The 24,978-nt window shown below is 60.5% G+C and carries 22 protein-coding genes; 5 read left to right on the forward strand and 17 right to left on the reverse strand.

All coding sequences use genetic code 11. The features are described 5' to 3' along the window. The first annotated feature begins 77 nt into the window (after positions 1-77). Positions 78-302 (forward strand): MbtH family protein, encoded by a 225-nt coding sequence (locus tag AOA59_RS10670; RefSeq protein WP_028617283.1) that lies wholly within the window; start codon positions 78-80, stop codon positions 300-302. A 141-nt stretch (positions 303-443) separates the two neighbouring features. Here the strand turns inward: AOA59_RS10670 and AOA59_RS10675 are convergent, their stop codons facing one another. The 8 genes from AOA59_RS10675 to minC form a co-directional block, all read right to left on the reverse strand. Then, positions 444-1,802, reverse strand: coding sequence for an amidohydrolase (locus AOA59_RS10675; protein ID WP_065911496.1), 1,359 nt, complete (start codon positions 1,800-1,802; stop codon positions 444-446). Positions 1,803-1,818: 16 nt separating this feature from the next. After that, the gene (locus tag AOA59_RS10680) at positions 1,819-3,984 is read right to left on the reverse strand and encodes a mechanosensitive ion channel family protein (RefSeq protein ID WP_065911494.1); all 2,166 of its coding nucleotides are present in this window, start codon (positions 3,982-3,984) and stop codon (positions 1,819-1,821) included. Positions 3,985-4,056: 72 nt separating this feature from the next. After that, positions 4,057-4,233 carry a hypothetical protein gene (locus AOA59_RS32655; RefSeq protein WP_164488409.1) on the reverse strand — a complete coding sequence of 59 codons (177 nt, stop codon included), beginning with the start codon at positions 4,231-4,233 and terminating at the stop codon, positions 4,057-4,059. 182 nt (positions 4,234-4,415) lie between these two features. Beyond that, positions 4,416-5,705: a M18 family aminopeptidase gene (locus AOA59_RS10685; protein WP_017137857.1), complete on the reverse strand. Its 1,290-nt coding sequence runs from the start codon at positions 5,703-5,705 to the stop codon at positions 4,416-4,418. Between the two features lie 196 nt (positions 5,706-5,901). Continuing rightward, positions 5,902-6,537 carry a pseudouridine synthase gene (locus AOA59_RS10690; RefSeq protein WP_099487231.1) on the reverse strand — a complete coding sequence of 212 codons (636 nt, stop codon included), beginning with the start codon at positions 6,535-6,537 and terminating at the stop codon, positions 5,902-5,904. Between the two features lie 95 nt (positions 6,538-6,632). Further along, positions 6,633-6,887 carry a cell division topological specificity factor MinE gene (gene minE, locus AOA59_RS10695; protein WP_003175252.1) on the reverse strand — a complete coding sequence of 85 codons (255 nt, stop codon included), beginning with the start codon at positions 6,885-6,887 and terminating at the stop codon, positions 6,633-6,635. 3 nt (positions 6,888-6,890) lie between these two features. After that, entirely contained in the window at positions 6,891-7,703 is an 813-nt protein-coding gene (minD, locus tag AOA59_RS10700) for a septum site-determining protein MinD (protein ID WP_056861097.1), read from the reverse strand. Positions 7,704-7,903: 200 nt separating this feature from the next. Continuing rightward, entirely contained in the window at positions 7,904-8,641 is a 738-nt protein-coding gene (gene minC, locus AOA59_RS10705; RefSeq protein ID WP_099487233.1) for a septum site-determining protein MinC, read from the reverse strand. A 118-nt stretch (positions 8,642-8,759) separates the two neighbouring features. On the opposite strand from minC, the gene AOA59_RS10710 reads away from it, so the two are divergent. Together AOA59_RS10710 and AOA59_RS10715 are read left to right on the forward strand one after the other, a co-directional pair. Then, positions 8,760-9,695, forward strand: coding sequence for a lipid A biosynthesis lauroyl acyltransferase (locus tag AOA59_RS10710; RefSeq protein WP_099487235.1), 936 nt, complete (start codon positions 8,760-8,762; stop codon positions 9,693-9,695). 28 nt (positions 9,696-9,723) lie between these two features. Further along, positions 9,724-10,854: a patatin-like phospholipase family protein gene (locus AOA59_RS10715; RefSeq protein ID WP_099487237.1), complete on the forward strand. Its 1,131-nt coding sequence runs from the start codon at positions 9,724-9,726 to the stop codon at positions 10,852-10,854. A 124-nt stretch (positions 10,855-10,978) separates the two neighbouring features. Here the strand turns inward: AOA59_RS10715 and AOA59_RS10720 are convergent, their stop codons facing one another. The 8 genes from AOA59_RS10720 to puuE all read right to left on the reverse strand — a co-directional run bounded on the left by AOA59_RS10720 (position 10,979) and on the right by puuE (position 18,205). Next, positions 10,979-11,764, reverse strand: coding sequence for an outer membrane protein OmpK (locus tag AOA59_RS10720; RefSeq protein WP_017137852.1), 786 nt, complete (start codon positions 11,762-11,764; stop codon positions 10,979-10,981). A gap of 23 nt (positions 11,765-11,787) precedes the next feature. After that, complete coding sequence (locus AOA59_RS31975; RefSeq protein WP_143522774.1) at positions 11,788-12,156, reverse strand: hypothetical protein; 369 nt, start codon at positions 12,154-12,156, stop codon at positions 11,788-11,790. Between the two features lie 53 nt (positions 12,157-12,209). After that, a complete protein-coding gene (locus tag AOA59_RS10725) occupies positions 12,210-13,556 on the reverse strand; it encodes a nucleobase:cation symporter-2 family protein (protein WP_099487239.1) in 1,347 nt (448 codons plus the stop codon). A gap of 181 nt (positions 13,557-13,737) precedes the next feature. After that, positions 13,738-15,036: a urate hydroxylase PuuD gene (locus AOA59_RS10730; RefSeq protein WP_099487241.1), complete on the reverse strand. Its 1,299-nt coding sequence runs from the start codon at positions 15,034-15,036 to the stop codon at positions 13,738-13,740. Positions 15,037-15,087: 51 nt separating this feature from the next. Further along, positions 15,088-15,591 carry an ureidoglycolate lyase gene (locus AOA59_RS10735; RefSeq protein WP_056861103.1) on the reverse strand — a complete coding sequence of 168 codons (504 nt, stop codon included), beginning with the start codon at positions 15,589-15,591 and terminating at the stop codon, positions 15,088-15,090. A 138-nt stretch (positions 15,592-15,729) separates the two neighbouring features. After that, positions 15,730-16,725 carry an allantoicase gene (gene alc, locus AOA59_RS10740; RefSeq protein WP_065911485.1) on the reverse strand — a complete coding sequence of 332 codons (996 nt, stop codon included), beginning with the start codon at positions 16,723-16,725 and terminating at the stop codon, positions 15,730-15,732. Between the two features lie 41 nt (positions 16,726-16,766). Next, positions 16,767-17,282, reverse strand: a complete 516-nt coding sequence (gene uraD / locus AOA59_RS10745) for a 2-oxo-4-hydroxy-4-carboxy-5-ureidoimidazoline decarboxylase (RefSeq protein ID WP_099487242.1) — start codon at positions 17,280-17,282, stop codon at positions 16,767-16,769. Next, on the reverse strand, positions 17,279-18,205 hold the full coding sequence (gene puuE / locus AOA59_RS10750) for an allantoinase PuuE (protein WP_065911482.1): 927 nt from the start codon (positions 18,203-18,205) through the stop codon (positions 17,279-17,281). Before puuE ends, uraD begins: the two co-directional genes overlap by 4 nt. Before the next feature lie 390 nt (positions 18,206-18,595). On the opposite strand from puuE, the gene uraH reads away from it, so the two are divergent. Then, on the forward strand, positions 18,596-18,949 hold the full coding sequence (uraH, locus tag AOA59_RS10755; RefSeq protein ID WP_065911480.1) for a hydroxyisourate hydrolase: 354 nt from the start codon (positions 18,596-18,598) through the stop codon (positions 18,947-18,949). A gap of 162 nt (positions 18,950-19,111) precedes the next feature. Beyond that, a complete protein-coding gene (locus AOA59_RS10760) occupies positions 19,112-24,346 on the forward strand; it encodes a dermonecrotic toxin domain-containing protein (RefSeq protein ID WP_099487244.1) in 5,235 nt (1,744 codons plus the stop codon). Here the strand turns inward: AOA59_RS10760 and AOA59_RS10765 are convergent. Next, positions 24,336-24,962, reverse strand: a complete 627-nt coding sequence (locus AOA59_RS10765) for a LysE family translocator (RefSeq protein WP_099487246.1) — start codon at positions 24,960-24,962, stop codon at positions 24,336-24,338. The genes AOA59_RS10760 and AOA59_RS10765 overlap by 11 nt on opposite strands. Between the last annotated feature and the right edge of the window lie 16 nt (positions 24,963-24,978).

The following is a 24,978-nucleotide window of genomic DNA, read 5'->3' on the forward strand; positions in this document are numbered from 1 at the left end:
AGCGGGCCTGGTACGTTTCTACAGATATCAGTGCTGCGCGTGGTGCGCAGCCGGCTTTTCAGCGATGGAGAACAGCAATGACCTCAGTATTTGACCGCGACGACATCCTGTTTCAGGTAGTGGTCAACCACGAAGAACAGTATTCCATCTGGCCCGACTACAAGGCTGTGCCCGAAGGCTGGCGCACCGTGGGCAAGAGCGGCATGAAGAAAGAGTGCCTGGCATACATCGAAGAAGTCTGGACTGACATGCGCCCGCTGAGCCTGCGCCAGAAGATGGATGGCGCTGCGCTGGCCGGCTGACACCCCAGATCAACTGTGGGAGCGGGCCTGTGTGGGAGCGGGCTTGCTCGCGAATGCGGTGTGTCAGTTAACGCAACTATTGACTGATCCGACGCATTCGCGAGCAAGTCGAATCGTCGCACCGCCGCTCCCACATAAACCTTACTGCGGTGTGTTGGTATACAGGTAATCCGTCGCCAACGACGCCAGCGTTCGCACCCCCACCACCAACGCCGACTCGTCCACAAAGAACCCCGGATTATGGTTCGGCGCCGCTTTGCTCATGTCCTGATCCCTCGGCGTCACCCCCAGAAACACAAACAGCCCCGGCGCTTCCTTGGCGTAGAACGAGAAGTCCTCGGCGCCGCCCACCAGTGGGCCTTGCACCACATCATCCTTGGCCGCCCAACGCAGGCTTGGCAGCATTTTTTCGGTGAGTGCCGGGTTGTTGATGGTCGGGTCGTATTTTTCGATGATCGTGACCTCGGCCTTGGCACCACCGCTTTCGGCGATTTTCTCCACGGTCTGGCGCACGTCCGCGTGCAGCTTCTGGCGAATGCCGTAGTCGTAGGAGCGGAGGGTGCCGCTCATGTCCACCGACTCGGGGATGATGTTGTAGCGGGTGCCGCCATTGATGGTGCCGATGCTCACCACCGACGGAAATGACGAGATGTCGGTGCGCCGACTCACCACGGTTTGCAAACCGACGATGGTCTGCGCGCCGACGGTGATCGGGTCGATGCCGTCCCACGGGCGGCCGGCGTGGGTCTGTTTGCCGAGGATCTTGATGCGCAGGTCATCGGAGCTGGCCAGGGTCGGGCCAGGGCGATAGGCGATCTGCCCGGCAGGCACACCAGCCCAGACATGCAGGCCGAACACCGCGTCCGGTTTGGGCGCCTTCATCACGCCTTCCTGCACCATCATTTTCGCGCCCCAGGTGTTTTTGCCGTCGGGGATAAAGTCGCTCGGGCCTTCTTCGGCCGGCTGGAAATAAAACACCACGGTGCCGGGCAGGCGCTCGCGCATGCCAGTAAGGATTTTCGCCGTGCTGAGCAAAATGGCGGTGTGGGCGTCGTGGCCACAGGCGTGCATCACGTCGACCTCCTTGCCCAGGTAGGTGCCTTTGGCTTTGGAGGCGAAGGGCAGGTCGGCGACTTCCTTGACCGGCAGCGCATCCATGTCGGCACGCAGGGCCACGGTCGGGCCGGGTAGCGCACCTTTCAAAATGGCGACCACGCCGGTGCGGGCCACGCCGGTTTTGACTTCAAGGCCCAGGTCGCGCAGTTGTTTGGCGACCAGTTCGGCGGTGCGGGTTTCGGTATTGCCCAGCTCGGGGTGGGCGTGGATATCGCGGCGGGTTTCCAGTAACGCTGGTTCGAGGATTTTGGCTTGGGTGGCGATTGCTTCCCGGGCACTCTCCAGGTCATTGCCCTGGCCATTGCTGGCGGCAATCACCGCGCTGCTGGCGAGCCCGCAGAGCATGCCGAAAACCCATGGGTGTGTCAGACCGTTCAAACGCATACAGACCTCTCCTTGTTTATTGTTGTTGATCTTTCTCCTGCACCGTACCGGCGGTCACCACCTGCACGCTCAGGCGCGGTGTCGCCAGGTCCAGCCCGGCTTCATCCAGCTGGCGCTTGAGTGACAGGTTGAACGCCCGTGACACTTCCCACTGCTTGATCGGCGCGGTCTTGAAGCGCGCCCGCAGGATCGCGCTGCCGGACTCAAAGCTTTCCACGCCCTGAATCTCCAGCGGCGACCAGATGTTGCGGCGTTGCAGTGGGTCGTTGCGCATTTTCTGGCCAACATCACGCATCAGTTTGATGGCGTCGTCGATTTCCATGTTGAAGGGGATCGCCACCCGGAAGATCGCGTAGCCGAACTCCCGCGAGTAGTTCTTGATGCTCTTGATTTCGCTGAACGGGATGGTGTGCACGATGCCGTCGATGTCGCGCAGGCGCACGGTGCGGATGGTCAGGCCTTCGACGGTTCCGAGGTGGCCGCCGACATCCACGTAGTCATCAATCGCCAGGGAGTCTTCGATGATGATGAACAGGCCGGTGATCAAGTCGGCTACCAGCGACTGTGCGCCGAAACCGATGGCGATACCGATCACACCGGCACCGGCCAGCAGCGGCGTGACGTTCATGCCCATGTTCGCCAGGGCGACGATGGCGGCGATGATAAAAATGGTCACGAACAGCACGTTGCGGATCAGCGGCATCATGGTCTGCGCACGTGCATTGGCCAGGCCTTTGCGCGAGCGGGTGAGGGCATGGTGGATCGCGGTATCGCTGAGGATCCAGATCAGCCAGGCAAACAGCAGCGTGCCGCCCAGGCCGAACAGTTTGACGCTGACCTCATGGCCGTCACCTTCGGTGAAGCGAATCATCGACAGGCCCCACACGCGCAGGCCCAGCTCGATGAATACCAGCCACACCACCAGATGGGCCAGGGTATAGACGAAGCTTTTCAGGCGGTCGGAGTACAGCGCGTGGCGTTTGTGCCCGCGTTGCGGTTTGAGCGCATGGCGGCGCACCAGCCCGTTGATCACCATGCACAACACCAGCAACACCGTGCACAGCAGCGATTGGCGCAGTGCGGTGCTGGTGTCGCCGGCCGACAGGAAGGTGGCGAACAGCGAGATACCCACCAGCAACAGCGCCGGGATGTACCAGAAGGAGCCGATAATCGAGAGCGTGTCGGTGAGGGCGCGGCGTGTAAGGCGGCGCGACAGCGGTTGGTTGCGGATCAGATGCGCAATCGGGCGGCGGAAGCGCAGGATAAACACGCCGGTGGACAGCGCGGCCATCACATTGGCGACGGTCGCGGCGGTGTGGGCCAGATGCTGGCCAAGCGCCGCAACCAGCCTTGGGTCGCTCAGGGCTTCACCGAAGGCGGCAAAACTGCCGATCCACCACAGCGGGCGAAAGGCCTGATGACGCAGGATATACAGCGCCCGGTGGCGGTGCGGGCCGTCGAGTACCGAGAAGGCAATCACGCAGATGGCCGAGAAACAGGTGCCGACCACCAGCGCATAGGCCAGCACCATCGCCAGGGACTTGCCCAGGGACGAAGGCAGCGCGTAGCTGAGGTAAACGGTGATGATCAACGCAATCATCCATGGCCCTAATTTACGCAGGGCGAAACGCACCATGTCCCAGGTGCGCGGGTGTTGCGGCAGTTCTTCGGGCAAGCCGAAACGCTCGCGTACGCGGTGGCTGAGCCAGATCAGCGCGGCGGCCAGCAGGCTCCACACTGCCAGGATCACGGCAAAACCGAAAATGATCGGCAGCCATTCGGTGGCCGGCAGCATCAACGCCGTGAGTTCATCCTTGGCCAGGTCGACCTCGTTGGACCAGCGCCCCAGCGGGCTGTCGGCCCCGGAAAACTGGGATTCAAGCCCGGCCAGGGTGCTGCCGATCAGGCCGAGCACGCCTTGTTCGGTCGCGGGCTGGGCTTTTCGCGTGGCTTCGCGCAGCTTCTTCAGGTCGCTCAGCAGCTGGGTGCGCTGCTGGTCGTTTTCCAGGGTCTTGATCACCTCGTCCAGCGACTGGCCCAGCGGCACATCGGCCTGGGGCTGGGTCTTGTTGGTGCTGCCCAACAGGCCGGGCAGGCTCACGGCGTGTGCCGGCGCAAGGGGCAGCAGCGTGAGCAGGGCGATCAGAAAATAGCAGGGCAGGGCAAACAGACGGGAAAGCACGAGGCGGTCAACCTTGAAAACGACGAATTGACCGAGTGTACGAGGCCGCTATGCCCAATGCGAGTGCATTTGTTATTCCGCGAGTTTGGCGAGGATCTTGTAAACCACGGTGCCGAGGATCAACAGCATGCCGATCCACATGCCAAACACACCCACGGGCTTGTCGCGAAAGTTGAAGCCGGTCGCGAGCAGGATCATGCCGATGATGATGGGAATGAGCATGGCGTGGAACGAGGACATGGAGATCATGGGGCGACGGCCTTGTCGGAGTGGGAATACTGACAAGTCTAGGCCGGATTGTGGAAAGTGGTGTTGATGTGAATCAGATAGTGTTGGCTGTGAGTGAAACTGCCATCGCGGGCAAGCCCGCTCCCACATTGGAATGCATTCCCTGTGGGGGCTGGCTTGCCTGCGATGGCCGCGCCTCGGTCTCAGGGCAAATCGCGACTCGCATAAAACGCGCCCAGCACCTTCACCAGGTGCGCCAGATCATGGCTGCCACACAGCTCGCGAATCGAGTGCATGGCAAACGTCGGCAAGCCGATATCCACGGTGCGCACGCCCAGGTGGCTGGCGGTGATCGGGCCGATGGTCGAGCCGCAGCCCATGTCGCTGCGCACCACAAAGCTTTGCACCGGCACTTCCTGGGCCATGCACAGATGGCGGAAGAACCCGGCGGTTTCGCTGTTGGTGGCGTAGCGCTGGTTGCTGTTGACCTTGATCACCGGGCCGGCGTTGAGTTTCGGGCCATGGTTGGCGTCGTGCTTCTCGGCGTAGTTGGGGTGCACGCCGTGGGCATTGTCTGCCGACACCAACAGAGATTTCTGAATGGTGCGTACGAATTCCTCACCTTCCGGTAGAAGACGGCGCAGGGTCTGTTCCAGCATCGGGCCATCGGCACCGCAGGCCGAGCAGGAGCCGACTTCTTCGTGGTCGTTGCACACCAGCACGCAGGTTTCGTCGTTTTCGCTGGTGAGCAAGGCTTGCAGGCCGGCGTAGCACGACAACAGGTTGTCCAGGCGCGCGCCGGCGATGAAGTCGCCATTGAGGCCGATCACCGCAGCACTTTGTGTGTCGTAGAAACTCAGCTCGTAGTCGAGCACCACATCGGCGTTCAGGCCGTGTTCGCGGGCGAGTTGCTCAGTGAGCACGGCGCGGAAGTCCACCCGCTCGTCACCGGCAAACTGCGCAAGGATCGGCGGCAGCTCGGTCTGGGCATTGATCGCCCAACCCTGGTTGGCTTCACGGTTCAGGTGAATGGCCAGGTTGGGGATGATGGCAATCGGCAACTTGAAGTCGATCAGTTGGCTCTCGACCTTGCCGTCGCGGCGGAAGGTCACGCGGCCGGCCAGCGACAGGTCGCGGTCAAACCACGGTGCCAGCAGCGCGCCGCCGTAGACTTCCACACCCAGCTGCCAGAAGCCCTGACGTTGCAGCTCCGGCTGGGGCTTGACCCGCAGGCACGGGCTGTCGGTGTGGGCGCCGACCATGCGGATGCCGTCTTGCAGCGGCGAATGCTTACCGAGCTTGAAGGCGATGATCGAGGAGTCGTTACGGGTGACGTAATAGCGCCCGTTGGCCTCGGTGGCCCAGGTTTCGCGCTCGTCGAGACGCTGGTAACCGGCCGCTTCCAGGCGCTGGGCCAGGGCTGCAGTGGCATGAAAAGGAGTAGGGGAGGCCTTGAGGAAGTCGATCAGGCCTTGATTCAACGCTTCGCGCATAAATAGCTCCAGACAGCAATGCGCGGAGTTTACCGTATTGGCTCCACATTTGAAGTGAAGCTACTCTCTTGAAAAACCTGCAAGGCCAATGTGAGAGCTGGCTTGCCTGCGATAGCGGTGTGTCAGCCAATATATTGGGCACAGACAGATCGCTATCGCAGGCAAGCCAGCTCCCACATTTGACTGTGTTTGCAGTTTAGAAGGGGGCGGGGCACTCAAAGCGCAGCCGCTCGCCGCTTTGCGGGTGCGTAAAGCTCAACATGCTCGCATGCAGGCACAGACGCGGCCAGGCGGCCAGGGCTTGTTCATGGGCGTACAAGCCATCACCGAGCAGCGGATGGCCGATCGACAGCATGTGCACCCGCAACTGGTGCGAACGCCCGGTGATCGGCGTGAGTTCCACGCGGCACCAATCGCCACAACGCTCCAGCACTTTCCAGAAGGTCAGTGCGTTTTTGCCAAACTCATAGTCGACTACGTGGCGTGGCTTGGTCGGCGGGTCGTAGCGCAAGGGCAGGTCGATGCTGCCGCTGTCCAGTTCCGGCTGGCCCCAGGCCAGGGCGGTGTAGGCCTTTTCGGTTTCGCGGTCGTGAAACTGGCGCGACAGTTCGCGGTGACTGTCGGCGTCGCGCGCGAGCAGGATGATCCCTGAGGTTTCCCAGTCCAGGCGATGCACGATACGGGCTTCGGGGTAGCCGTTTTCCTGCAGACGGGTGATCAGGCAGTCTTTGTTGTCGTCGGCGCGGCCAGGCACCGAGAGCAGCAGGGTCGGCTTGTTCACCACCAGGACGGCGGCGTCCTGATGCAGGATATGAATAGTGGACAGCGGCATTAAACAGCCTCGTAACAAACGCCAACGGCGGCTCGTCCACCCGGTTCCCGAACGGGATCAAGGTGATCGAGCCGCCGTGGCGGCCGCCTGTTCGATTAACGATCAGGCAGGGTGATATTGAGTTCCAGAATCGAGCAGCTGCCGTCGTTTTCCAGGGCGACATGCACGTCATCGTTGCCGATATTGACGTACTTGCGGATCACCTCGACCAGTTCCTTCTGCAAGGCTGGCAGGTAGTCCGGGGTACTGCGTTGGCCGCGTTCGTGCGCCACGATGATCTGTAGACGCTCTTTCGCTACCGACGCGGTACTTGGCTTTTTGTTGGCGCGAAAGAAGTCGAGAAATTTCATTGTTTAGTTGCCTCCAAAGATACGCTCGAAGAATCCCTTCTTCTTAACATCGAGGAAGCGATGTTCCACGGTCTTGCCCAGCAAGCGATCAACTGCATCGCTGTACGCCTGGCCGGCGTCGCTCTGGTCGTCGAGAATTACCGGAACACCTTGGTTGGAAGCCTTGAGGACCGCCTGGGATTCCGGAATCACGCCCAGCAGGGTCACTGCGAGGATTTCCTTCACGTCTTCAACACCGAGCATTTCGCCGTTGCTGACGCGCTCAGGGTTGTAGCGGGTGAGCAGCAAGTGCTCCTTGATCGGGTCTTGATTTTTTTCGGCGCGCTGGGACTTGCTGGCCAACAGGCCGAGCATGCGGTCCGAGTCACGTACCGAGGAGACTTCCGGGTTGGTGACGACGATGGCTTCATCGGCGAAGTACATCGCCAGGTGAGCACCGGTCTCGATACCGGCCGGGGAGTCGCACACCACGTATTCGAAGGTTTCTTTCAGTTCGGCGAGGACTTTGCCTACGCCTTCCTTGGTCAGCGCGTCTTTGTCGCGGGTCTGGCTGGCGGCCAGCACGTACAGGTTCTCAAGGCGCTTGTCCTTGATCAGGGCCTGTTGCAGGTTGGCTTCGCCGTTCACCACGTTGACGAAGTCGTACACCACGCGGCGTTCGCAGCCCATGATCAGGTCGAGGTTACGCAAACCGACGTCGAAGTCGACGATGACTGTTTTATGGCCGCGCAGAGCGAGGCCGGTACCGATAGCGGCGCTGGTGGTGGTCTTACCCACACCACCCTTGCCGGATGTAACCACGAGAATCTTGGCCAAGGTGTTTCACCCCTAAGGAAAAAGGACTTTTCAGCCCCTGAAAAACATCTCTTGGAACTCGCTGCAGGCGGACAGCCTTTGTAGGAAAAAGATGTGGTTTCCGCAGGGAAACGCCAACTTCCAATTATTCCTACACAAGTCTTGCCGGTTTCGCTTTGCTATCAGAGTCTAGAGATGCTTGGAAAATGCGGCAGTATCCGTTAAAGATGGATGATGTTCAACACATCGCCCGACAGGCTGACCTGCACCCCGGCCCCCCACAGCGGATCACGGCGCAAATCTTCTGAAACCTTGTACTGGCCTGCGATGGACACTAGCTCAGCGCTCAACTGCTGGCAAAAAATCCGCGCCTTGGTATCGCCCTTGATGCCGGCGAGGGCACGTCCGCGCATGGGGCCGTATACATGGATGTTGCCATCGGCCAGAAGTTCCGCCCCGGGGCTTACCGAGGAGATCACCACCAGGTCGCCACCCTGGGCGTAAATCTGCTGCCCGCCGCGTACGGGGGAGGTGATGATCTTTGTAGGCTTGACCGCAGGTTCCGGCGGTTTTTCCGGTTTTTTCTTCACTTCACCTTCGAGCGGTTCGAGCGGGCGCTCGCGGGCACCGGAAGGTGGCAATACGGGCAGTTCAATAGCGATGGCCGCGGCAATGTCTTCGATGCGGCTGGCACGAATCGCCAGGGTTCGCAAACCATGGGAGCGGCAGACGCGCATCAGGCCGGGCAAATCAATCGCGCCCTGACCGGCCGGGAGTTTGTCCAGGGCCAGGACCAGCGGGGCATTGTTGAAGAAGTTCGGCGCCAGGGCGACCTTGGCGGCGAGCTGGCGGTCCAGGGCGTCGAGGTCGTTGCGGGCCAGTTCCAGCACGGTAATGGCGAGCATGCTGCCTTTCAGCTGGAACACGGGATCTTGGTCTAGCGGTTCGGTTTGGCTCATGGTCGGCAAAAGCGGCTTGTCACGAAAAGTGTCGAGACTTATAACGAGAACATCCGCGGGCCGCAAGCCGAGTCGAACGTTGTAGAATGCGCGGCCCTTGTCTTTACCGGAATCTGTAATGGATCGCCCGCGTTTTCGAGCTGTATTTTTTCACCCGCGCTTTTGGCTGTTATGGCTGGGACTCGGCCTGTTGTGGCTGATGACCCAGTTGCCCTACCGTGCATTGCTGACCATTGGTCGATTACTTGGCGCCGGCATGTACCGTGTGGCTGCTGATCGTCGCCGCATCGCCGCGCGCAACCTCGAGCTGTGCTTCCCGGAAAAATCCGCCAAGGAACGTAAACGGCTGCTCAAGGAAAACTTCGCGTCCACCGGCATCGCTTTCTTCGAGATGGCCATGAGCTGGTGGTGGCCCAAGTCGCGCCTGGCGCGCCTGGCCCATGTCGAAGGGCTTGAGCATTTGAAGCAGGCGCATCTGGATGGCAAGGGTGTGATCCTGATGGCCTTGCACTTCACCACCCTGGAAATCGGCGCGGCCCTGCTCGGACAGAAGCACACCATCGATGGCATGTACCGCGAGCACGGCAACCCGCTGTTCGACTTTATCCAGCGCCGTGGCCGTGAGCGGCATAACCTCGATTCCCTGGCGGTAGAGCGCGACGACGTGCGCGGCATGCTCAAGCTGCTGCGTTCGGGCCGCGCCATCTGGTACGCGCCGGATCAGGACTACGGCGCCAAGCAGAGTATTTTCGTACCGCTGTTCGGCATCCAGGCCGCTACCGTGACCGCCACCAGCAAGTTTGCGCGGCTGGGCAAGGCGCTGGTGATGCCCTTCACCCAGGAGCGCCTGGCCGATGGCAGCGGTTACCGCCTGGTGATCCACCCGCCGTTGAGCGACTTCCCCGGTGAGAGCGACGAGGTTGACTGCCTGCGCATCAACCAGTGGGTCGAAGCCTCGGTGCGCGAATGCCCCGAGCAGTACCTGTGGACACACCGGCGCTTCAAGAGCCGGCCACCGGGCGAGGCTAAGCTGTACGAACCGCGCCGCCGGTAACCGCTACTTTCTTCTATGGAGTGACGCAATGCGCCCAGCTGAACCGGTCACAGGCTTGATTCTTTCCGGTGGCGGGGCGCGAGCGGCGTATCAGGTGGGGGTACTGGCGGCGATTGCCGAGTTGCTGCCGCCGGGGGCGCCTAATCCTTTTCCGGTGATTGTCGGCACCTCGGCCGGCGCGATCAATGCGGTGAGCCTGGCCAGTGGCGCCACGGATTTCACGGCGGCCATCCAACGCCTTACCGCGTTCTGGCAGGGCTTTCGCAGCCATCTGGTATTGCGCAGCGATTGGCCGGGCGTGGTGCACCAGGCCAGCCGTTTTTTTATCCATAGCCTGTTGGGCCTGGGTGCCCAGGTGCCGGTGGCGTTGCTCAACAGTACGCCGTTGCGCGACTTGCTCAACGACAAACTGCACCTGCGCGGCATTGATGAGGCGATCCGCAACAAGCATCTGCATGCGGTCGCGGTCACGGCCTTTGGTTATGAGTCCGGGCAAGCGGTGACCTTCTATCAGGGCGGCGGCAAGATTGATGCCTGGCTGCGTCATCGGCGCATCGGTGTGCCGACCCAACTGACGGTTGAGCACTTGCTGGCCAGCTCCGCGATCCCTTTGCTGTTTGCGCCGGTCAAGCTCGATCAGGAATATTTCGGCGACGGTGCCGTGCGCCAATCCGCGCCCATCAGCCCGGCCTTGCACCTGGGGGCCAGCCGGGTGCTGGTGGTGGGCGTGAGCGGCAACCCGCGGGGCAATGAACCTTCGATGCAGCGTACCTACACCGGCCAGGAGCCGACCTTGGCGCAGATTGGTGGGCATATGCTCAACAGCACGTTCATTGACAGCCTGGAAAGCGATATCGAGCTGTTGGAGCGTCTGAACCAATTCAGCCATGTTGCACCTGGGCTGGCGCCGGTAGAGGTGCTGGTGATTGCACCCAGCCAGCCGATCGATGAAATCGCAGCGCGGCATCGGCAGGAGTTGCCGGCGGCGTTGCGTTTGTTTTTGCGCGGTCCGGGGGCGACCAAGACCAGTGGGGCGGGGGTGTTGAGTTACTTGCTGTTCGAGGCGGGGTATTGCAGCGAGTTGATTGAATTGGGCAGGAAAGACGCGCTGGCCAAGCGCGAGGAATTGTCGCGGTTCCTGGGCCTTACACAGATCTGAATGTGGGAGTTGGCTTGTCGAATCGTCGAACCGCTGCGATAGCGGTGTGTCAGCCAGTACATTTGGCATAGACAGATCGCTATCGCAGGCAAGCCAGCTCCCACAGGGGATTGGTGTTGCTCAATCAGAAGTGATACTTGACCAGGAAGCTCGCCGTGTCCTGGTTAGTCTTGAACGCGCCGGAATCTTCGATCCCGTACTTGTTCTTCCAGTAGTCATATTCGAAGCCGACATACAGCTGCTTCTCGCCCCAATGCAGCGCCTTGCCCAAGTCGTATTTGACCTGTGGGTTGAAGTGCAGGTTGGCGTGGTAAGTACCACGGGCGTTCCTGTCGTTGTCCACCACCCAGTCCATAAAGCCGTCGATCAGCACGTTGGAGTTGCCTACGGGAATGGTGTACGACCACACCGGGGTGATCTGCCACACGCCATCACCCGGGCGATTGCCTTCGGTCTGGCGCTGGTAGAAGTTCAACTGGAAGTAGTCGAAGCCAGGGATGTTCAAGTCAAAGCCCGGGCCCAGCAGGTACGACTCGTTATCGCCTTCGCCGAACTCGTAAGTGAAGGCCAGCAGCACATCTTTGATCGGGCCGAATGAGAGGTCTTTGTCAAAGATCTTGCCGAACGACAAGCGCGGGCTGAACTCGCCGTAGTAAGTACTTGGGCCGACGTTGCCGTCTTCCTTGCCGTTGTAAAAGATGCGGTCGACGAACAGGAAGTTGTCGCCGTACTTCCACGCATCGGCGTGCTCGAAGGTGACGGTTTGCTGGATCTGCGGGTTGACGGTGAAGTTCTTGCCCCACAGGTACGTCAGGCTGTTGTTCTGCCACTGCAACAAATCGCCTGCCACGGCTTGGCCGCCGGCCAGCAGGGATCCTGCCAGCATCAGGCCTTTGAACATAGGTTTCATTCGGTTGCTCCCGAGTCAAAGTTTTATGGTTGTTTTTCTACGCAGGCGCTCTGGTGTGGCGCCTTTTGGTTCGCTGCAAAAATCGTCTGTTTGGTCAGCTTTAGTGCTTTTAGCAAGAGCTGCGCCAAGGTGTTTAAAAAGCCAATAAAAGGCCTTCGGCTGCACTTGATGCAGTCGAATCCGGTGGTTTTTTCTGCACGTTGGCCGCAGACATTGGGCCAGGATAAGTTGGCCCTGCAGTCAGCTTTTACATTCGCTGTTTTTTTTTGAGTCGATTCGAGCGGGCGCGGAGAATACTGGCTCCCAGGCCTTGGCTCAAGTGCGCTGTTAGAGAGCGCAGGGGGCGAGAATGGGGCGCGGCTTGTGGCCGGCCCCAGGTCAATGGGGTGCATGTGGGTATTTCCTGTCGGTTATTATTTTTGTTGTTTTTTGCTAACAGGTGAAATCAATGCGTGTGGGCGACGGCGGGGCGTTCCGAACCGCCGAGGATGTTGAACAGGATGTTCAGCGACAAGGCGCTGAGGGTGGCCATGGCGATTCCGCTGTGGGTAATCGGGCTCATCCACAAAGGCAACTGCGCGAAGAACTCCGGACGCACCACCGGGATCAGGCCCATGCCGATGCTCACCGCCACCAGCAACTGGTTGCGGCGGTCGGCAATGTCGGCCTCCTGCAGGATCTTGATGCCGGTCGCCGCGACCATGCCGAACATGGCAATGGCGGCGCCGCCCAATACTGCCGGTGGAATCGATGCTACTAAAAAGGCGGCTTTGGGCAGCAGGCTGAGCACGATCAAGAACGCCCCGGCCATGATCGTCACCGAGCGGCAGCGCACGCCGGTCATCTGCACCAGGCCGATATTCTGGGCGAACGAGGAGTGGGTAAAGGTGTTGAAGAAACCGGCGAAGAATGAGGCGCCGGCGTCACACAGCAAGCCACGGCGCAGCATCTTTGGCGTGACTGCCTGGCCGGTGATTTTGCCCAGCGCCAGGAACATCCCGGTGGACTCGACGAAGATGATCACCACCACCAGGCACATCGACAGGATCGGCGCCAACTCGAACTTGGGCATGCCGAAATGCAGTGGCGTCACCACCTGCACCCACGGCGCCTGGGCCAGGCCGCCGAGGTCGACCATGCCAAGCAGGCCGCACAAGCCATAGCCGAGCGCCATGCCGATCAGCACCGAGATATTCACCCAGAAGCCGCGCATGAAACGGTTGATCAGCAAGATGGTCGCCAGCACCAGCGCGGCAATCGCCAGGTAAACCGGCGAGCCAAACGTTGCAGCAGCGCTGCCGCCACCGGCCCAGTTCACGGCCACGGGGAACAGCGACAGGCCGATGGCAGTGATCACGGTGCCGGTTACCAACGGCGGGAAAAACCGCACAACCTTGGACATGAACGGCGCGATCAGCATGCCGAAAAAACCGGCAGCGATGGTCGCGCCGAAGATGCCCTGCAGGCCGATACCCGGCATGCCGGCCATGGCCACCATGCTGCCGACGGCGGCGAAACTGGCGCCCATCATCACCGGCATGCGAATGCCCACCGGGCCGATGCCGAATGACTGCACCATGGTGGCAATGCCAGCCACCAGCAGGTCGGCGTTGATCAGAAAGGCGATTTCTTCACGGCTCAAGCCTGCGGCCTGGCCAATGATCAGGGGTACGGCGACGGCGCCGCCGTACATCAGCAAGACGTGTTGCAGGCCTACCAGAATCAGTTGCAAGAGGGGCAGCCGCACCATGGCGGGTGCGGCGGGGATCTGCGGTTCGACTAACTCGGTCATGCAACACCTCGGATCTTTTTTATTGTTGTGTTGTTCGTAACGCACTCTGTAAATCACCACAAATCCCTGTGGGAGCTGGCTTGCCTGCGATGGCGGTGGCTCAGCAACTCATCTGGTGGCTGATGCACCGCTATCGCAGGCAAGCCAGCTCCCACATTTTGGATTTGTGTTACTCAGGCTGTTAGTTGGTGCGCGCCCCCTGGTTGATCCAGGTGCCGATCAAATCGCGCTCCTGCTGGGTCATCTGGGTGATGTTGCCCAGCGGCATGATCTGGCTGGCCACGGCCTGCGCTTGAATGCGCGCCGCCTGCTGCTGGATCTGCGCCGGGGTATCGAACATCACGCCGGCTGGGGCGGTGCTGAACAGTGGGCTGGTGGGCTTGGCCGAGTGGCACACGGCGCAGCGTTCCTGGATCACGCCATGCACCTTGTCGAAATCAATCGTCGCCTGGGCCGGTGCCGCAGCAGGTTCTGCAGCAGGTGCGGCTGGCGCGGCAGGTTTCAAACCACCGCCCAATGCGGTTTCCGGCAAGGGTTGGTATTCGATGGCCGCGGGCGCCTTGGCCACATCCGGGGCAGTCGAAACAGGCTTGGGACCGGTTACATACGCCAGGCAAATCATCGCCAACGCGCCCACCGGCAAGGTCCACGCATACTTCTGGCTGTTATGCCGCGTGTTGAAGTAGTGACGCACCAACACCGCCGCCACCGCGATCCCGGCCAGGATCAGCCAGTTGTATTGGCTGCCGAAGGTGCTTGGGAAGTGGTTGCTGATCATGATGAACAGCACCGGCAAGGTGAAGTAGTTGTTGTGGCGCGAACGCAGCAAGCCTTTGGCCGGCAGCGCCGGGTCAGGTGTGCGGTTCTCGGCGATGGCCGCCACCAATGCGCGCTGGGCGGGCATGATGATGCGGAACACGTTGCCGACCATGATGGTGCCGATCACCGCGCCCACGTGCAGGTAGGCGCCACGGCCGCTGAACACCTTGCTGAAGCCGTAGGCCGCTGCAATCAGCAGCACAAACAGGATAAAGCCGAGCAGGGCAGGGCGTTTGCCCAGTGCCGAGTCGCACAGGAAGGAGTAGATGAACCAGCCGACGAACAGTGAGCCAATGCCCAGCAACACGCCTTCGGGACCGCTGAGGCTGCTGCCCGGGGCCAGCAGGTACAAGGTCGGGTTGGCGTAGAACACTACGCACAGCAGCGCGATGCCCGACATCCAGGTGAAATAGGCTTCCCATTTGAACCAGTGCAGGTTGTCCGGCATGGTCGGCGGGGCCAGTTTGTATTTTTCCAGGTGGTAGATACCGCCACCGTGGATCGCCCATAAGTCACCGGCCAGGCCGTCCTTTGGGTTGACGCGATTAAGGTTGTTTTCCAGCCAGACAAAATAGAAGGAAGCGCCGATCCACGCGACGCCAGTGATCATGTGAACCCAGCGCACGCTAAGGTTCAGCCATTCCATCAAATGTGCTTCCACAGTCTTTACCTCTCGCCTGTCACCCTTGTTGTCGGGTGATCAAGCCTTCTCTTATTGGTGGGGGGCGAGGATCAACCGCTCATCCTCTTTGAAAAAATGCTCATCGCAGTTATTGCCTGTGCCACTGCGATCAACCACCAGGAAGTCATCCCGCTTTTCGATCGTCAGCACCGGGTGGTGCCAGACGCCGCGATGGTAATTAATGCCCTGCCTGCCGTTGGTAACGAAGGCGCGGACCAAGCCCGATACAGGTTCATCGCCAAGTGGCGCGACCACGATCAGAAAGGGGTTGCCGAGCAGCGGAATGAAAGCCTGGCTGCCCAGCGGGTGTCTCTCCAGCATGCACACGGTCAGCGGCATGTCCTGCGCGTCGGCGCGGAAGATGCTGATGATCGCGTTGTCTTCAGGCTGGGCGGTTTCTACCGTGGCCAGCTTGTGAAAGCGCATGGTCGACCCGTTGTTGATCATGAAGTGGTCGCTGCCATCGGTTTCGATAACGTCTCCGAAAGGGGCGAAGGCTTCTTTGGTCAGGGGTTCGATCACGAGTGTGCGCATGGCTGTCTTCTTATCCGAATTCTGTGGATCGTTCCCACGCTCTGCGTGGGAACGCCGCCCCGGACGCTCTGCGTCCGCTCTTGTGACGCAGAGCGTCACGGTAAGCATTTCCACGCGGAGCGTGGGAACGATCGGGTGTTACTTCGAAACCTTGCCCAGCACCCGCAGGCGGCTCACACCCCCATCCGGGAACACATTCAGGCGGATGTGGGTGATCGGGCCGAGTGCTTTGATCTGCTCGGCAAACGTATGTTCAGCGTGCATTTCCAGTTTCTGCGCAGGCAGCAGTTCGCGCCAGAACAGCGATTGGGTTTCGATCTGGCTGTCGGTGCCGCCTTTCACGAATGCGCCCTGGATCGAGCAAGTGTCCGGGTAGTTGCCCTTGAAGTGCAGGGTGTCGACCACGATTTTCTCGATCTCGCCGGGGTGGCCCAATGCGACGATCACCCAGTCATTGCCTGGCGTGCGACGACGGGCGGTTTCCCAGCCGTCGCCCATGTTGATGCCACGGCCTGGGTTGAGGATGTTGCTCATGCGGCCGAAGTGTTCATCGGAGCACGCCAGGGCGCGACCGCCGTTAAGCGCAGCAGCCAGGTCGACCTGTTCGTTGTCGCCCACCGAGGACCAGTCGCGGAACGGCACGCCGTATACGCGCAGACGCGCCACGCCGCCGTCCGGGTAGATGTTGAAACGCAGGTGGCTGAAGGCCTGGTCGTTGTTGATCTCGTGGTAGTGGTGGCTGTTGCCTTGCAGCTCCACCGCCGACAGCACTTCCACCCACTGGGTGTCGGCGTCCGGCTCGCCAGAGGCCAGGAAGCAGGCTTCCAGAGAGGCCGATGGCGGGAAGTTGCCGGTGAAGAATGAAGTGTCGATGTCCACGCCCTTGATCGAGCCGGGTACGCCGAGGCGGATCACTGCGCTGTCGTAGCCTTCGAAGCGCTTGCGGCGTGACTCCCAGCCGTCCATCCACTTGCCGTTGTCATCGAAAACGCCCTCCTTCCACACGGCCGGGGTCGGCTGAAACAGGCGGTTGGCGTCAGCGAACCAGTCATCGGTCACCGAGAGGATCTTGGTGCCCAGGCGGGCGTCGGCCAGGTTGACGAACTTTTCGAAAGGTACGGGTTGCGCTTTCATTCTTCTTGTCTGCCTTGAATAGAGTGGCTGGGGATGGTCGTTTAGAGGGTCAGTAAACGGAACAACGCGATCTTGTTGATCTCGGCCAGCGCGCATTTGAACTCGGCGTCTGCCGAGTTGTGAATGCGCGTTTCAAACGCGGCGAGGATCTGGTGCCGGTTGCTGCCTTTTACCGCCATGATGAAGGGAAACTTGAACTTGGCCTTGTAGGCGTCGTTCAGCTCGGTGAAGCGCGAGAACTCTTCGGCCGTGCATTGGTGAATCCCCGCGCCAGCTTGCTCATCGGTGCTGGCTTGGGTGAGTTGGCCCTGGACGGCCGCACGGCCTGCCAGGTCCGGGTGAGCATTGATCAGCGCCAGTTGGCGGGCATGATCGGCGCTCAACAAAATATCGCTCATGCGCTGGTGCAGGGTTTCGATCTGATCGATCGAGCTGTCCTGGCCCAGGTCGAAGGCCTTTTCGGCCACCCATGGCGAGTGTTCGTAGATGTGGGCAAAGGCGTTGACGAATGCGTCGCGGCTTAAGGTCGACGGTTTCAGGGTCTGGAACGCTGTCATTTTGCGGCTCCCGTATACGGGTGGGTTTCGTGCCAGTGCCGGGCAATATCGACGCGGCGAGTGAACCACACCTGTTCGTGACCTTTGGCGTATTCGATAAAACGCTTCAACGACGCCAGGCGCGCAGGGCGGCCGATCAGGCGGCAGTGCAGGCCGATGGAAAGCATCTTCGGTGCTTCGGCGCCTTCGGCGTACAGCACGTCAAACGCGTCCTTGAGGTACTCGAAAAAGTCATCGCCCTTGTTGAAGCCCTGCACCTGGGTGAAGCGCATGTCGTTGGTGTCCAGGGTGTAAGGGATCACCAGGTGCGGCTTGCCGGTGGGGTTGTTGGGTTCCCAGTAGGGCAGGTCGTCGTCATAGGTGTCGCAGTCATAGAGGAAACCGCCTTCCTCCATCACCAGCCGACGGGTGTTGGGGCCTGTGCGGCCGGTGTACCAGCCCAATGGGCGCTCGCCGGTCAGTTCGGTGAGGATGCGGATGGCTTCGAGCATATGCTCGCGTTCCTGGGCCTCGTCCATGTACTGGTAGTCGATCCAGCGGTAGCCGTGGCTGCAGATCTCGTGGCCGGCCTCGACCATCGCGCGGATCACATCCGGGTGGCGTTGGGCGGCCATGGCCACGGCGAAGATGGTCAGCGGGATATCGAATTCTTTAAACAGCTTGAGGATGCGCCACACACCCGCACGGCTGCCGTATTCGTACAGCGACTCCATGCTCATGTTGCGTGCGCCTTGCAGCGGCTGGGCCGAGACCATTTCCGAGAGGAAGGCTTCGGACTCTTTGTCACCGTGCAAAATGTTGCGCTCACCGCCTTCTTCGTAGTTGAGTACGAACGACAGCGCAATGCGTGCCTTGCCCGGCCAGTGGGGGTGAGGAGGGTTACTGCCGTAACCGATCAGGTCGCGTGGGTAGTCAGCGCTCACTGCAGTCTTCCTTCTTGTTCGTGGTAGCAAGTGTGTGTGGCGGCCGGGCAGTGAAAAGACTGGGTGGCGTCACAGCGATGAGTGATTGTATACAACTTATCAGCCACTTTGTAAGCCTGCATTTCTGCATTTTTTCTGCAGCACTCGGTTAAAAGGGTGTAGCAATAAACTTGCCTGGTTGGTCAGCTAATGGACAAAAGGTCGTTTAAAAGCAAGGTTTACTTGCCAATTGCTCCACCGAGCAACGCCGACAGGGTGATCCAAAACTTTGTGATTTTTATTGTGTACATTTTTTTTAAAAAGTGTCTTAATCAGCCATCGCCAGCTTTTTTGATGCCCTGAAAAAGTGCAGGTTTATCTTCTACTGACTTAAGGAGGCGCGTAGACGCCATGGGACGTTTGACCACACACGTTTTGGACGCCGCACACGGCTGCCCCGGCAGCCATATCCAGGTCGAGCTGTATCGCGTTAACGGCGCGCAGCTGGAACGGGTGGCCACCGCCACCACCAACAGCGACGGCCGCTGCGATGCGCCGCTGCTGCAAGGCGACGACTACCGCAGCGGTGTGTACCAACTGCAATTCAGCGCCGGCGACTACTACCGCGCCCGTGGCGTGCAATTGCCGGAGCCGGCCTTCCTCGACGTGGTGGTGCTGCGCTTCGGCATCAGCGCCGAACAGGACCACTACCATGTGCCGTTACTGATTTCGCCTTACAGCTACTCCACCTATCGCGGTAGCTGAGTCGTCACCTCGCTTCACACCCCCAAAGCTCTTCGTTGGTTTTTTGCCCGCCCACACTGCGGGCTTTTTTATTCCCGATGGCTTACGGGCCGCCCAACTATGTAACGCACTTGGGGCGGCCGAGGTGCCTAGGCTCGGCTTTTCTGTACGGAAGAGTCTGCCATGAGTACCGACACCACCGCCTGGTTGGCCGCTGAGTTCGCTGCGGCCCAAGCGCTTGATTTTGATGACCCGCAAACCCTGGACGCGGAGCGTGATGCGGCGATTCGCACGCTTGTGACCCGACGGCTTAACGAGGTCTCGCAGCCCAGTCATGAAATCAATCGCCTGTACGAAGCACAACTCAGTGCCAGAGCGTCGGCAAAATCCCTGAGAACCTTGATGGGGCGGGCGCCGAGAGTGCTGGGCATTATCCGTGGCGCATTGCGCAAAGCCTTTGCGCTTGACCCCGACACGCTGCTGTTCACCGAATCCCGGCCGGCGCCCCTTCACCTGAAGGTCAATAACCTGACCGAAAAAGCCTTGGGGCTGCTGATTCAACCCGATGTGCCGCTCGACATTAGCCAGTTCACGTCCTTGAGTATCAAGGGTGAACCCGCACGCTCGGTGCCGTTTACCGCCTGGGATGCGCTGGCACGTGTGAAAGGCTTGGCGTTGCTCGGGCAGATCGAGAGGGCTGGACGAGCATATTGGCAGCAACTGGCCTATGGATCGTGGCTGACACGCAAACAACATTGGGTCCGGTTGCGAAAGTCGTTGTTCGCCGAGAATGCACTGCTGGCCCATCGCGTTTATCAACTGACGGACCGCGGCTTTGCGCTGGTCCGCGCCCTCATGGAAATCCCTGGCGTCGATGCGCGCCGTCAGGCCGCAGGCGAGTGGGCGAGTATTCAAGTGAGCAGGGTGGCATGGCCTGGCACAAATCGCGCCCTGGTCCCGGTGCCGGGCGCTTTGCATATTTATCGTGATGACGTCGCAGGGGACACGCTCCATGTCATTTACCTGCCGGGTCTGATTCGCGAGTTTTACGAGTTCAGTTCCTGGTACCGCCTGCAATGTGATCTGCCAGCACTGGTCAATGGTCCTTTGAGTCAGGTGCTTTGGCAGTGTTTGCCACTGCGCCGTTGGCATGAACTGTGTGACGCGCCAAGCGTCAAGCCGCAGGCATTTGCCTTTCAGCTTATCGGTGCGCACCAGGAAGACGCGTTGCTCGCCAGTGCAACCGAGTTGCTGGAGGCGCAGTGGGATAACGAGGTGGCCTGTGCCTTGTCAATCAATCCTGCTGCTGTGGGGGGTCAAGGTGCAGGGCAGTCCGCCGCTACGGATGTGCAACGCTTGCTTAAATTTATCGAAAAAGGCCGTCGCCGGCTGGCGCGCAGCATCCTGTTGGGAAACAGCCTGGACACCTTGCTGGAGTGGGATTGCCGGCGCCGCCTCGGTGAGATTGTGTGTGCGAGCCTGACGCCGGATCTCGCCTTCAAGACCCGTGAAGCGCAGCTCAATCGTTACGAAAAAGGCCTGATGGCCCTGCTCGATCACACGGATGTGAGCCAAAGCAGTGCGCCCTATGAAAACTTTTTGAGCCTTGAGCGGCAATGGCAGAAACACGTGAGCACAGTGACTCAATTAGCCCATGGCCCACACGAGCGGATGTTTCAAAAGGCGTTCTGGCTTGAGCAGCCTTTGGGCACGTCTAATCGCGGTTCATTGGTGGGCACTGCCCTGCGCCGGGCGTTGCTTCTGGAAGCCCGGATGCAGCAGCAGTTGAACCTGTTGCCCTCTGTGCACGTAGAGCGATTGAACGCCGTATTGAGTGATTCCTGGGTGCCCGGCGACAGTGCGGCTGATACCTGTGCGTTGCAGGTAACCGTCGGCAGCGCGCCCGCTCCGTTGTACACGTTGCTGGGCGCGTTGCTCGTGACCACCCATGAAGCCTTGGCCCAGCCCAATGGCCCACACTCAGTGTTGTTATGCGTAACGGGCCTGTATGGCGGGCTGGTGCCCTTTGATAACTTGAACGCGTTTGCCAAGGGCCTTCAAGCCAGCCTGAAAAGCCGCGACGGATCGGTGTTGTGGCGCTGCATTGGACGTGATCAGCGCGAGGCGGCGCGGGCCATGATCAATGGGTTGCCCAAGAATGCCTCTGTGGGGGTGAGCTACGAGGCCATCAAGCGCACCGCACTCAAAGACCTGTTCATCAAACTGATGCGACATCACGCCGCGTTGGACACGCTTATTGGCAAGGGTGTCAGGTTGTTCAGTGAAATCAGCGATCCTCAGTTGAGCCGTATGGTGCTGGCTCAGGAATTGTTCGAGTGCCTGCAAGTGCCCGCCAATGATGCGCGCACACTGGCGTTGGTGAATATCAACCTGTTGCAGGTAGCAGCCACTCAAGCGCAAAAACTCCCGTCGTGGTTGGGCATTGCATCAGCCGGCACGCGAAAACACTACGAACGGTTGTCACGCCGCTATGTGATCAATGCCTTTGCGGTGGAGAGCAAACTCTGGCGGGATTTGCCGAGCCTGGAGTCATTCGCCCGTAAAGCCCTGGTGGCGCGATTGACGCAGGACGGTTTTTACCCTGAGCTGGATATCGACAAACCGCTGGTGGATTTGCCCGATGATGTCAGTTCCCAATTGTGCGGCTGGTCGAGTCAGTGCGCAGTGGGCGATCGTGATACCAAAAAGACCGTCAGCCCGCAGCGAACCACGTTCAGTCTGCTGCAATTGGCGTTGCATAATCTCGACCCCAAGGCGCCCTGGACCCGCTGGCGGTTGAATCGTGCACGCTGGCTGGACCCGGCCTGGAAAGAGCGCTTGAGTGTGCGTTACCTGATCGACACCCTGTCTTCGCTCGACATGGGTGGCGAGTACGACAAGCTGATCCTCGGGACTTTTTATCCTCCGGCGGCGACTCAAGCCAAGTCGTCAGGTCTGTCCCAGGCCCTGGTCTATAGGGCTTTGCGACAGCGTGCCCAGATGCAGCTGTACTCTGCGGTGCAGCAGGGCTTGAGTGAGACAGCCCAGCGTCTATTTACCCAGGCGCTGGCAGCCGAGTCGGCAAGTGACCTGAAAACAGACGCGTTCGACATCCAGTTGGCGGTGCTGCGCCTGATGGACGCCAGCCCCGAACATGATCGCCACATCACTGGCCTGTTGTTCATTCATGACAGGTTATCCAAGCTCTGCGTGGTGTATTGGCCCATGGCTGCGGCCAGTCGGGTGATTGTCGCGTATGTCAGTTTGGACGAGGCGCAGAAGGCAATGAATCGCGTCGGCGCACTTGCCGAAAACCAGCAGACGTTGGCGCGCCAGGTGGCGCCCGGCTGGGAGGCGCAGGCGCTTGCCGGCTACCCCGGTGAAGACTTGCAGGTGCAACCTCGCCGGCCTCACTCGCTTGAGCCAGGACAACCCGGCCTCTATCGTTTGATTGCCATGGTTGTGGAGTTGTTTTTGGCCCCGGCAAAGACGCCGGCAGTGGACCAGGCAAGCGTCGAAGCGTTGATAAAAGAGCAGATTGAGTCGCAGCCTGAACATTGGTTGGCGGCTGCGCCTACCACCTATGGCAATGCATTGGCGTTGCTGGCCCACGCGCAGGTGTTCGATCTGCAACGTCGTGCCCAGGCCCAATCCCAGTCTTCCCGGGCGCTGGAGCACTACCGTGAGCAACGTTTGGGCGAGCAGCACGACGCGACGATTCGCGGTCTGCTGGGCTTTGTTCCAGTATTGGGCGTTGGCGTCAGCCTTTATGAAATGCTGCTTGCCGCGCGGCGCTTTCATTTCAGCGGGGCTGCCCACGACGCTGTGGATGTGGCGTTCCTGACGCTACTTGCGTTCTTCGACGTGATGACATCTTTTGGTCCTTCCACGAAGGGCGCGCGCGTTTCGCGTGTCGCTTTGGGGCGTTTGCATCACCATCAGGGGATCATGCGGGGAACGCGCGCGGGCCTCAAACCGGTACCGCTCAAACCCCGTCATTTGCTGGAGCACTTCCAGTCCCAGGGCGGTTTGGAGGGGGCCGTTGAATTGGCGGGGCCGGGAGGTAAAGGGCGGTATGTAAAAGATGGCCAGCAGTTTATTCGCGAGGGTAACGAGGTTTACCCGGTCTACCGACGCGAGAACGAGCGGGGGCTGCGCCTGAAAAGTAACCAGGGAGAAGGGCAAGATGAACTGATCCTGCACATCGAACAGCCCCATGAATGGCTGTTAGGCGCCGATGCGCCGGTGGCCGGGCCGAGTTCAGACGTGTGGCAACCATGGGCGCCCACCCGAGGTGTAACGGATTGGTCACCGCCATCGCGCACGCGCACGGAAGCGGCTTTGCGCGCCTCGCCCGTGGCCAACAGTGCCTGGCAGGCGTGGGGCTTTCGGCGTGCTGACCCTCTGACCGAAGTGCCGCCCGTGGGCCGTCATATATACCGGGTGCCGGCGACGGCGGGTGTTGCCGCCTTTGACCTCTTGCGATTAGGGCCCGATTACTATCGGTTGTTGCCCCAGGGTACTAATGCATCGTCTTCGAGCATTGTCTTTATTATGCGCAACCAGGATATTTCCGTTCGGGCAGCCGTGGATCTGGAGCGCTGGCTGGGCGTGGCGGTTGCCGAGCAGCCGATACCGGCGACCCTGGGGGCCAATGGGCTGTGGACGCCCCATCAACCGCTGTTCACCGAGCGCCTGGACGTCACGATTGGGCGGATTTTTCCTGCGATGACCCGGGGCAGCAGGCGGTTTGTTGCCGACCGGCTGACTGAATTGGCCGACACCGGACCCACGGTGACGGCCACGCATTTACTCAATATCCGGGCGACGCTCGACCGTTGGCTGGAACCGCAAACCTCGAACCGCATGCCCGATCTGCTGAGCATGCTAAGGCCTGCCGATGAGCCGGGCGCCAACATCATTAACATCGGGGTAGATGGGGGCGCGCCGGGGGGTATGCGGCTGGATTTCACTCCGCCCTTTGCCCTCGACCCCACGTTGCTCAGGCGAAGCCGCGGCAACGGTGCACTTCGTTCGGAAGCGGTTCAAACGGCCGTCAGGCACATGCTGGAGCACTATGGATTTACGGTCAGGGGAATCCCGCGGCGGCATGGCGGGGCCAGTATGAGTGACTTTTACTGCACCCATTCGCATTCGAACTCGGTTTATTTTGTGCTCAATAATTGGATCGAAAGTCGCAACGTCAGCCTGAACTCCAGGGTGGCTCCGCAGCTCTCCGATGCCTGGTTTCGCGAGCGTATCCGTTCGCAATCGCCCTACTCGGTGGAGTTTGCTGCCATTGAGCAAGCCATGGCAGAAAACCGTATGGTCCGGCTCGTTGCCGGTATTCAGTGGCGAGCTCGTTATGCAGGCCCCGCCAGCGTGTATTTTGCCAAAGTCGCGCCGTTCAGCCCTTGAGTAGCGCTGCCGTGGCTGCGCCGCCAAACAGTGCGGCACTGACGCGGTTGAACCAGCTCTGGCCCGCGCCACTGCGCAGGTAGCGCGCCGCACCGTGGGCGCCCAGGCCGTAAGCCAGCTTGCAGAGCAAGTCGAGCACCGTCCAGGTGGCAATCATGATCAGCAGTTGCGGCAGGAAGGGCTGCTGGCTGCTGAGAAATTGCGGCAAGAAGGCCGCAAAAAACAGGATGTCCTTGGGGTTGCTGGCGCCCAGCACAAAAGCGCGGCCGAACAACGCGCGAAAGCGCGGCACTGGCGGCGTCTGCGGCACGTCGGCGCCGAGGGCAGGTTGCCGTGATTGCTGCCAGCTCTGCCAGGCAAGGTAAAACAGGTACAGCGCGCCGACGATTTTCAAGGCGCTGAACAACTGCTCGGAGGCCAGCAATAACGCACCCAGGCCCAATGCCGAGGCGCTCAGCAGGCAGATCGACGCAAACACGCCGCCCAGAAACGCCGGGTACGAGCGGCGCAGGCCGTAGTTGAGGCTATTGCTGATCATCAACAGCGACAGCGGCCCGGGGATCAGGATCACCACCAGTGCCGCACCACTGAACAACAGCCAGGTATCCAGGTTCATCGACATCCCTCCCTTA

Origin of the sequence: Pseudomonas sp. 2822-15 (assembly GCF_002742515.1) — a bacterium.
Taxonomy (GTDB): domain Bacteria; phylum Pseudomonadota; class Gammaproteobacteria; order Pseudomonadales; family Pseudomonadaceae; genus Aquipseudomonas; species Aquipseudomonas salomonii.

Bases quoted from the DNA above. Each gene is read 5' to 3' on its own strand.
- uraH (WP_065911480.1), top strand. From the start codon at position 18,596: ATGGGACGTTTGACCACACACGTTTTGGACGCCGCACACGGCTGCCCC.
- AOA59_RS10710 (WP_099487235.1), top strand. From the start codon at position 8,760: ATGGATCGCCCGCGTTTTCGAGCTGTATTTTTTCACCCGCGCTTTTGG.
- AOA59_RS31975 (WP_143522774.1), bottom strand. From the start codon at position 12,156: ATGCACCCCATTGACCTGGGGCCGGCCACAAGCCGCGCCCCATTCTCG.
- uraD (WP_099487242.1), bottom strand. From the start codon at position 17,282: ATGACAGCGTTCCAGACCCTGAAACCGTCGACCTTAAGCCGCGACGCA.
- minC (WP_099487233.1), bottom strand. From the start codon at position 8,641: ATGAGCCAAACCGAACCGCTAGACCAAGATCCCGTGTTCCAGCTGAAA.
- AOA59_RS10685 (WP_017137857.1), bottom strand. From the start codon at position 5,705: ATGCGCGAAGCGTTGAATCAAGGCCTGATCGACTTCCTCAAGGCCTCC.
- AOA59_RS10675 (WP_065911496.1), bottom strand. From the start codon at position 1,802: ATGCGTTTGAACGGTCTGACACACCCATGGGTTTTCGGCATGCTCTGC.
- AOA59_RS10765 (WP_099487246.1), bottom strand. From the start codon at position 24,962: ATGAACCTGGATACCTGGCTGTTGTTCAGTGGTGCGGCACTGGTGGTG.
- AOA59_RS10690 (WP_099487231.1), bottom strand. From the start codon at position 6,537: ATGCCGCTGTCCACTATTCATATCCTGCATCAGGACGCCGCCGTCCTG.
- AOA59_RS10720 (WP_017137852.1), bottom strand. From the start codon at position 11,764: ATGAAACCTATGTTCAAAGGCCTGATGCTGGCAGGATCCCTGCTGGCC.
- AOA59_RS10725 (WP_099487239.1), bottom strand. From the start codon at position 13,556: ATGACCGAGTTAGTCGAACCGCAGATCCCCGCCGCACCCGCCATGGTG.
- AOA59_RS10670 (WP_028617283.1), top strand. From the start codon at position 78: ATGACCTCAGTATTTGACCGCGACGACATCCTGTTTCAGGTAGTGGTC.
- AOA59_RS10715 (WP_099487237.1), top strand. From the start codon at position 9,724: ATGCGCCCAGCTGAACCGGTCACAGGCTTGATTCTTTCCGGTGGCGGG.
- AOA59_RS10735 (WP_056861103.1), bottom strand. From the start codon at position 15,591: ATGCGCACACTCGTGATCGAACCCCTGACCAAAGAAGCCTTCGCCCCT.
- alc (WP_065911485.1), bottom strand. From the start codon at position 16,725: ATGAAAGCGCAACCCGTACCTTTCGAAAAGTTCGTCAACCTGGCCGAC.
- minE (WP_003175252.1), bottom strand. From the start codon at position 6,887: ATGAAATTTCTCGACTTCTTTCGCGCCAACAAAAAGCCAAGTACCGCG.
- AOA59_RS32655 (WP_164488409.1), bottom strand. From the start codon at position 4,233: ATGATCTCCATGTCCTCGTTCCACGCCATGCTCATTCCCATCATCATC.
- AOA59_RS10760 (WP_099487244.1), top strand. From the start codon at position 19,112: ATGAGTACCGACACCACCGCCTGGTTGGCCGCTGAGTTCGCTGCGGCC.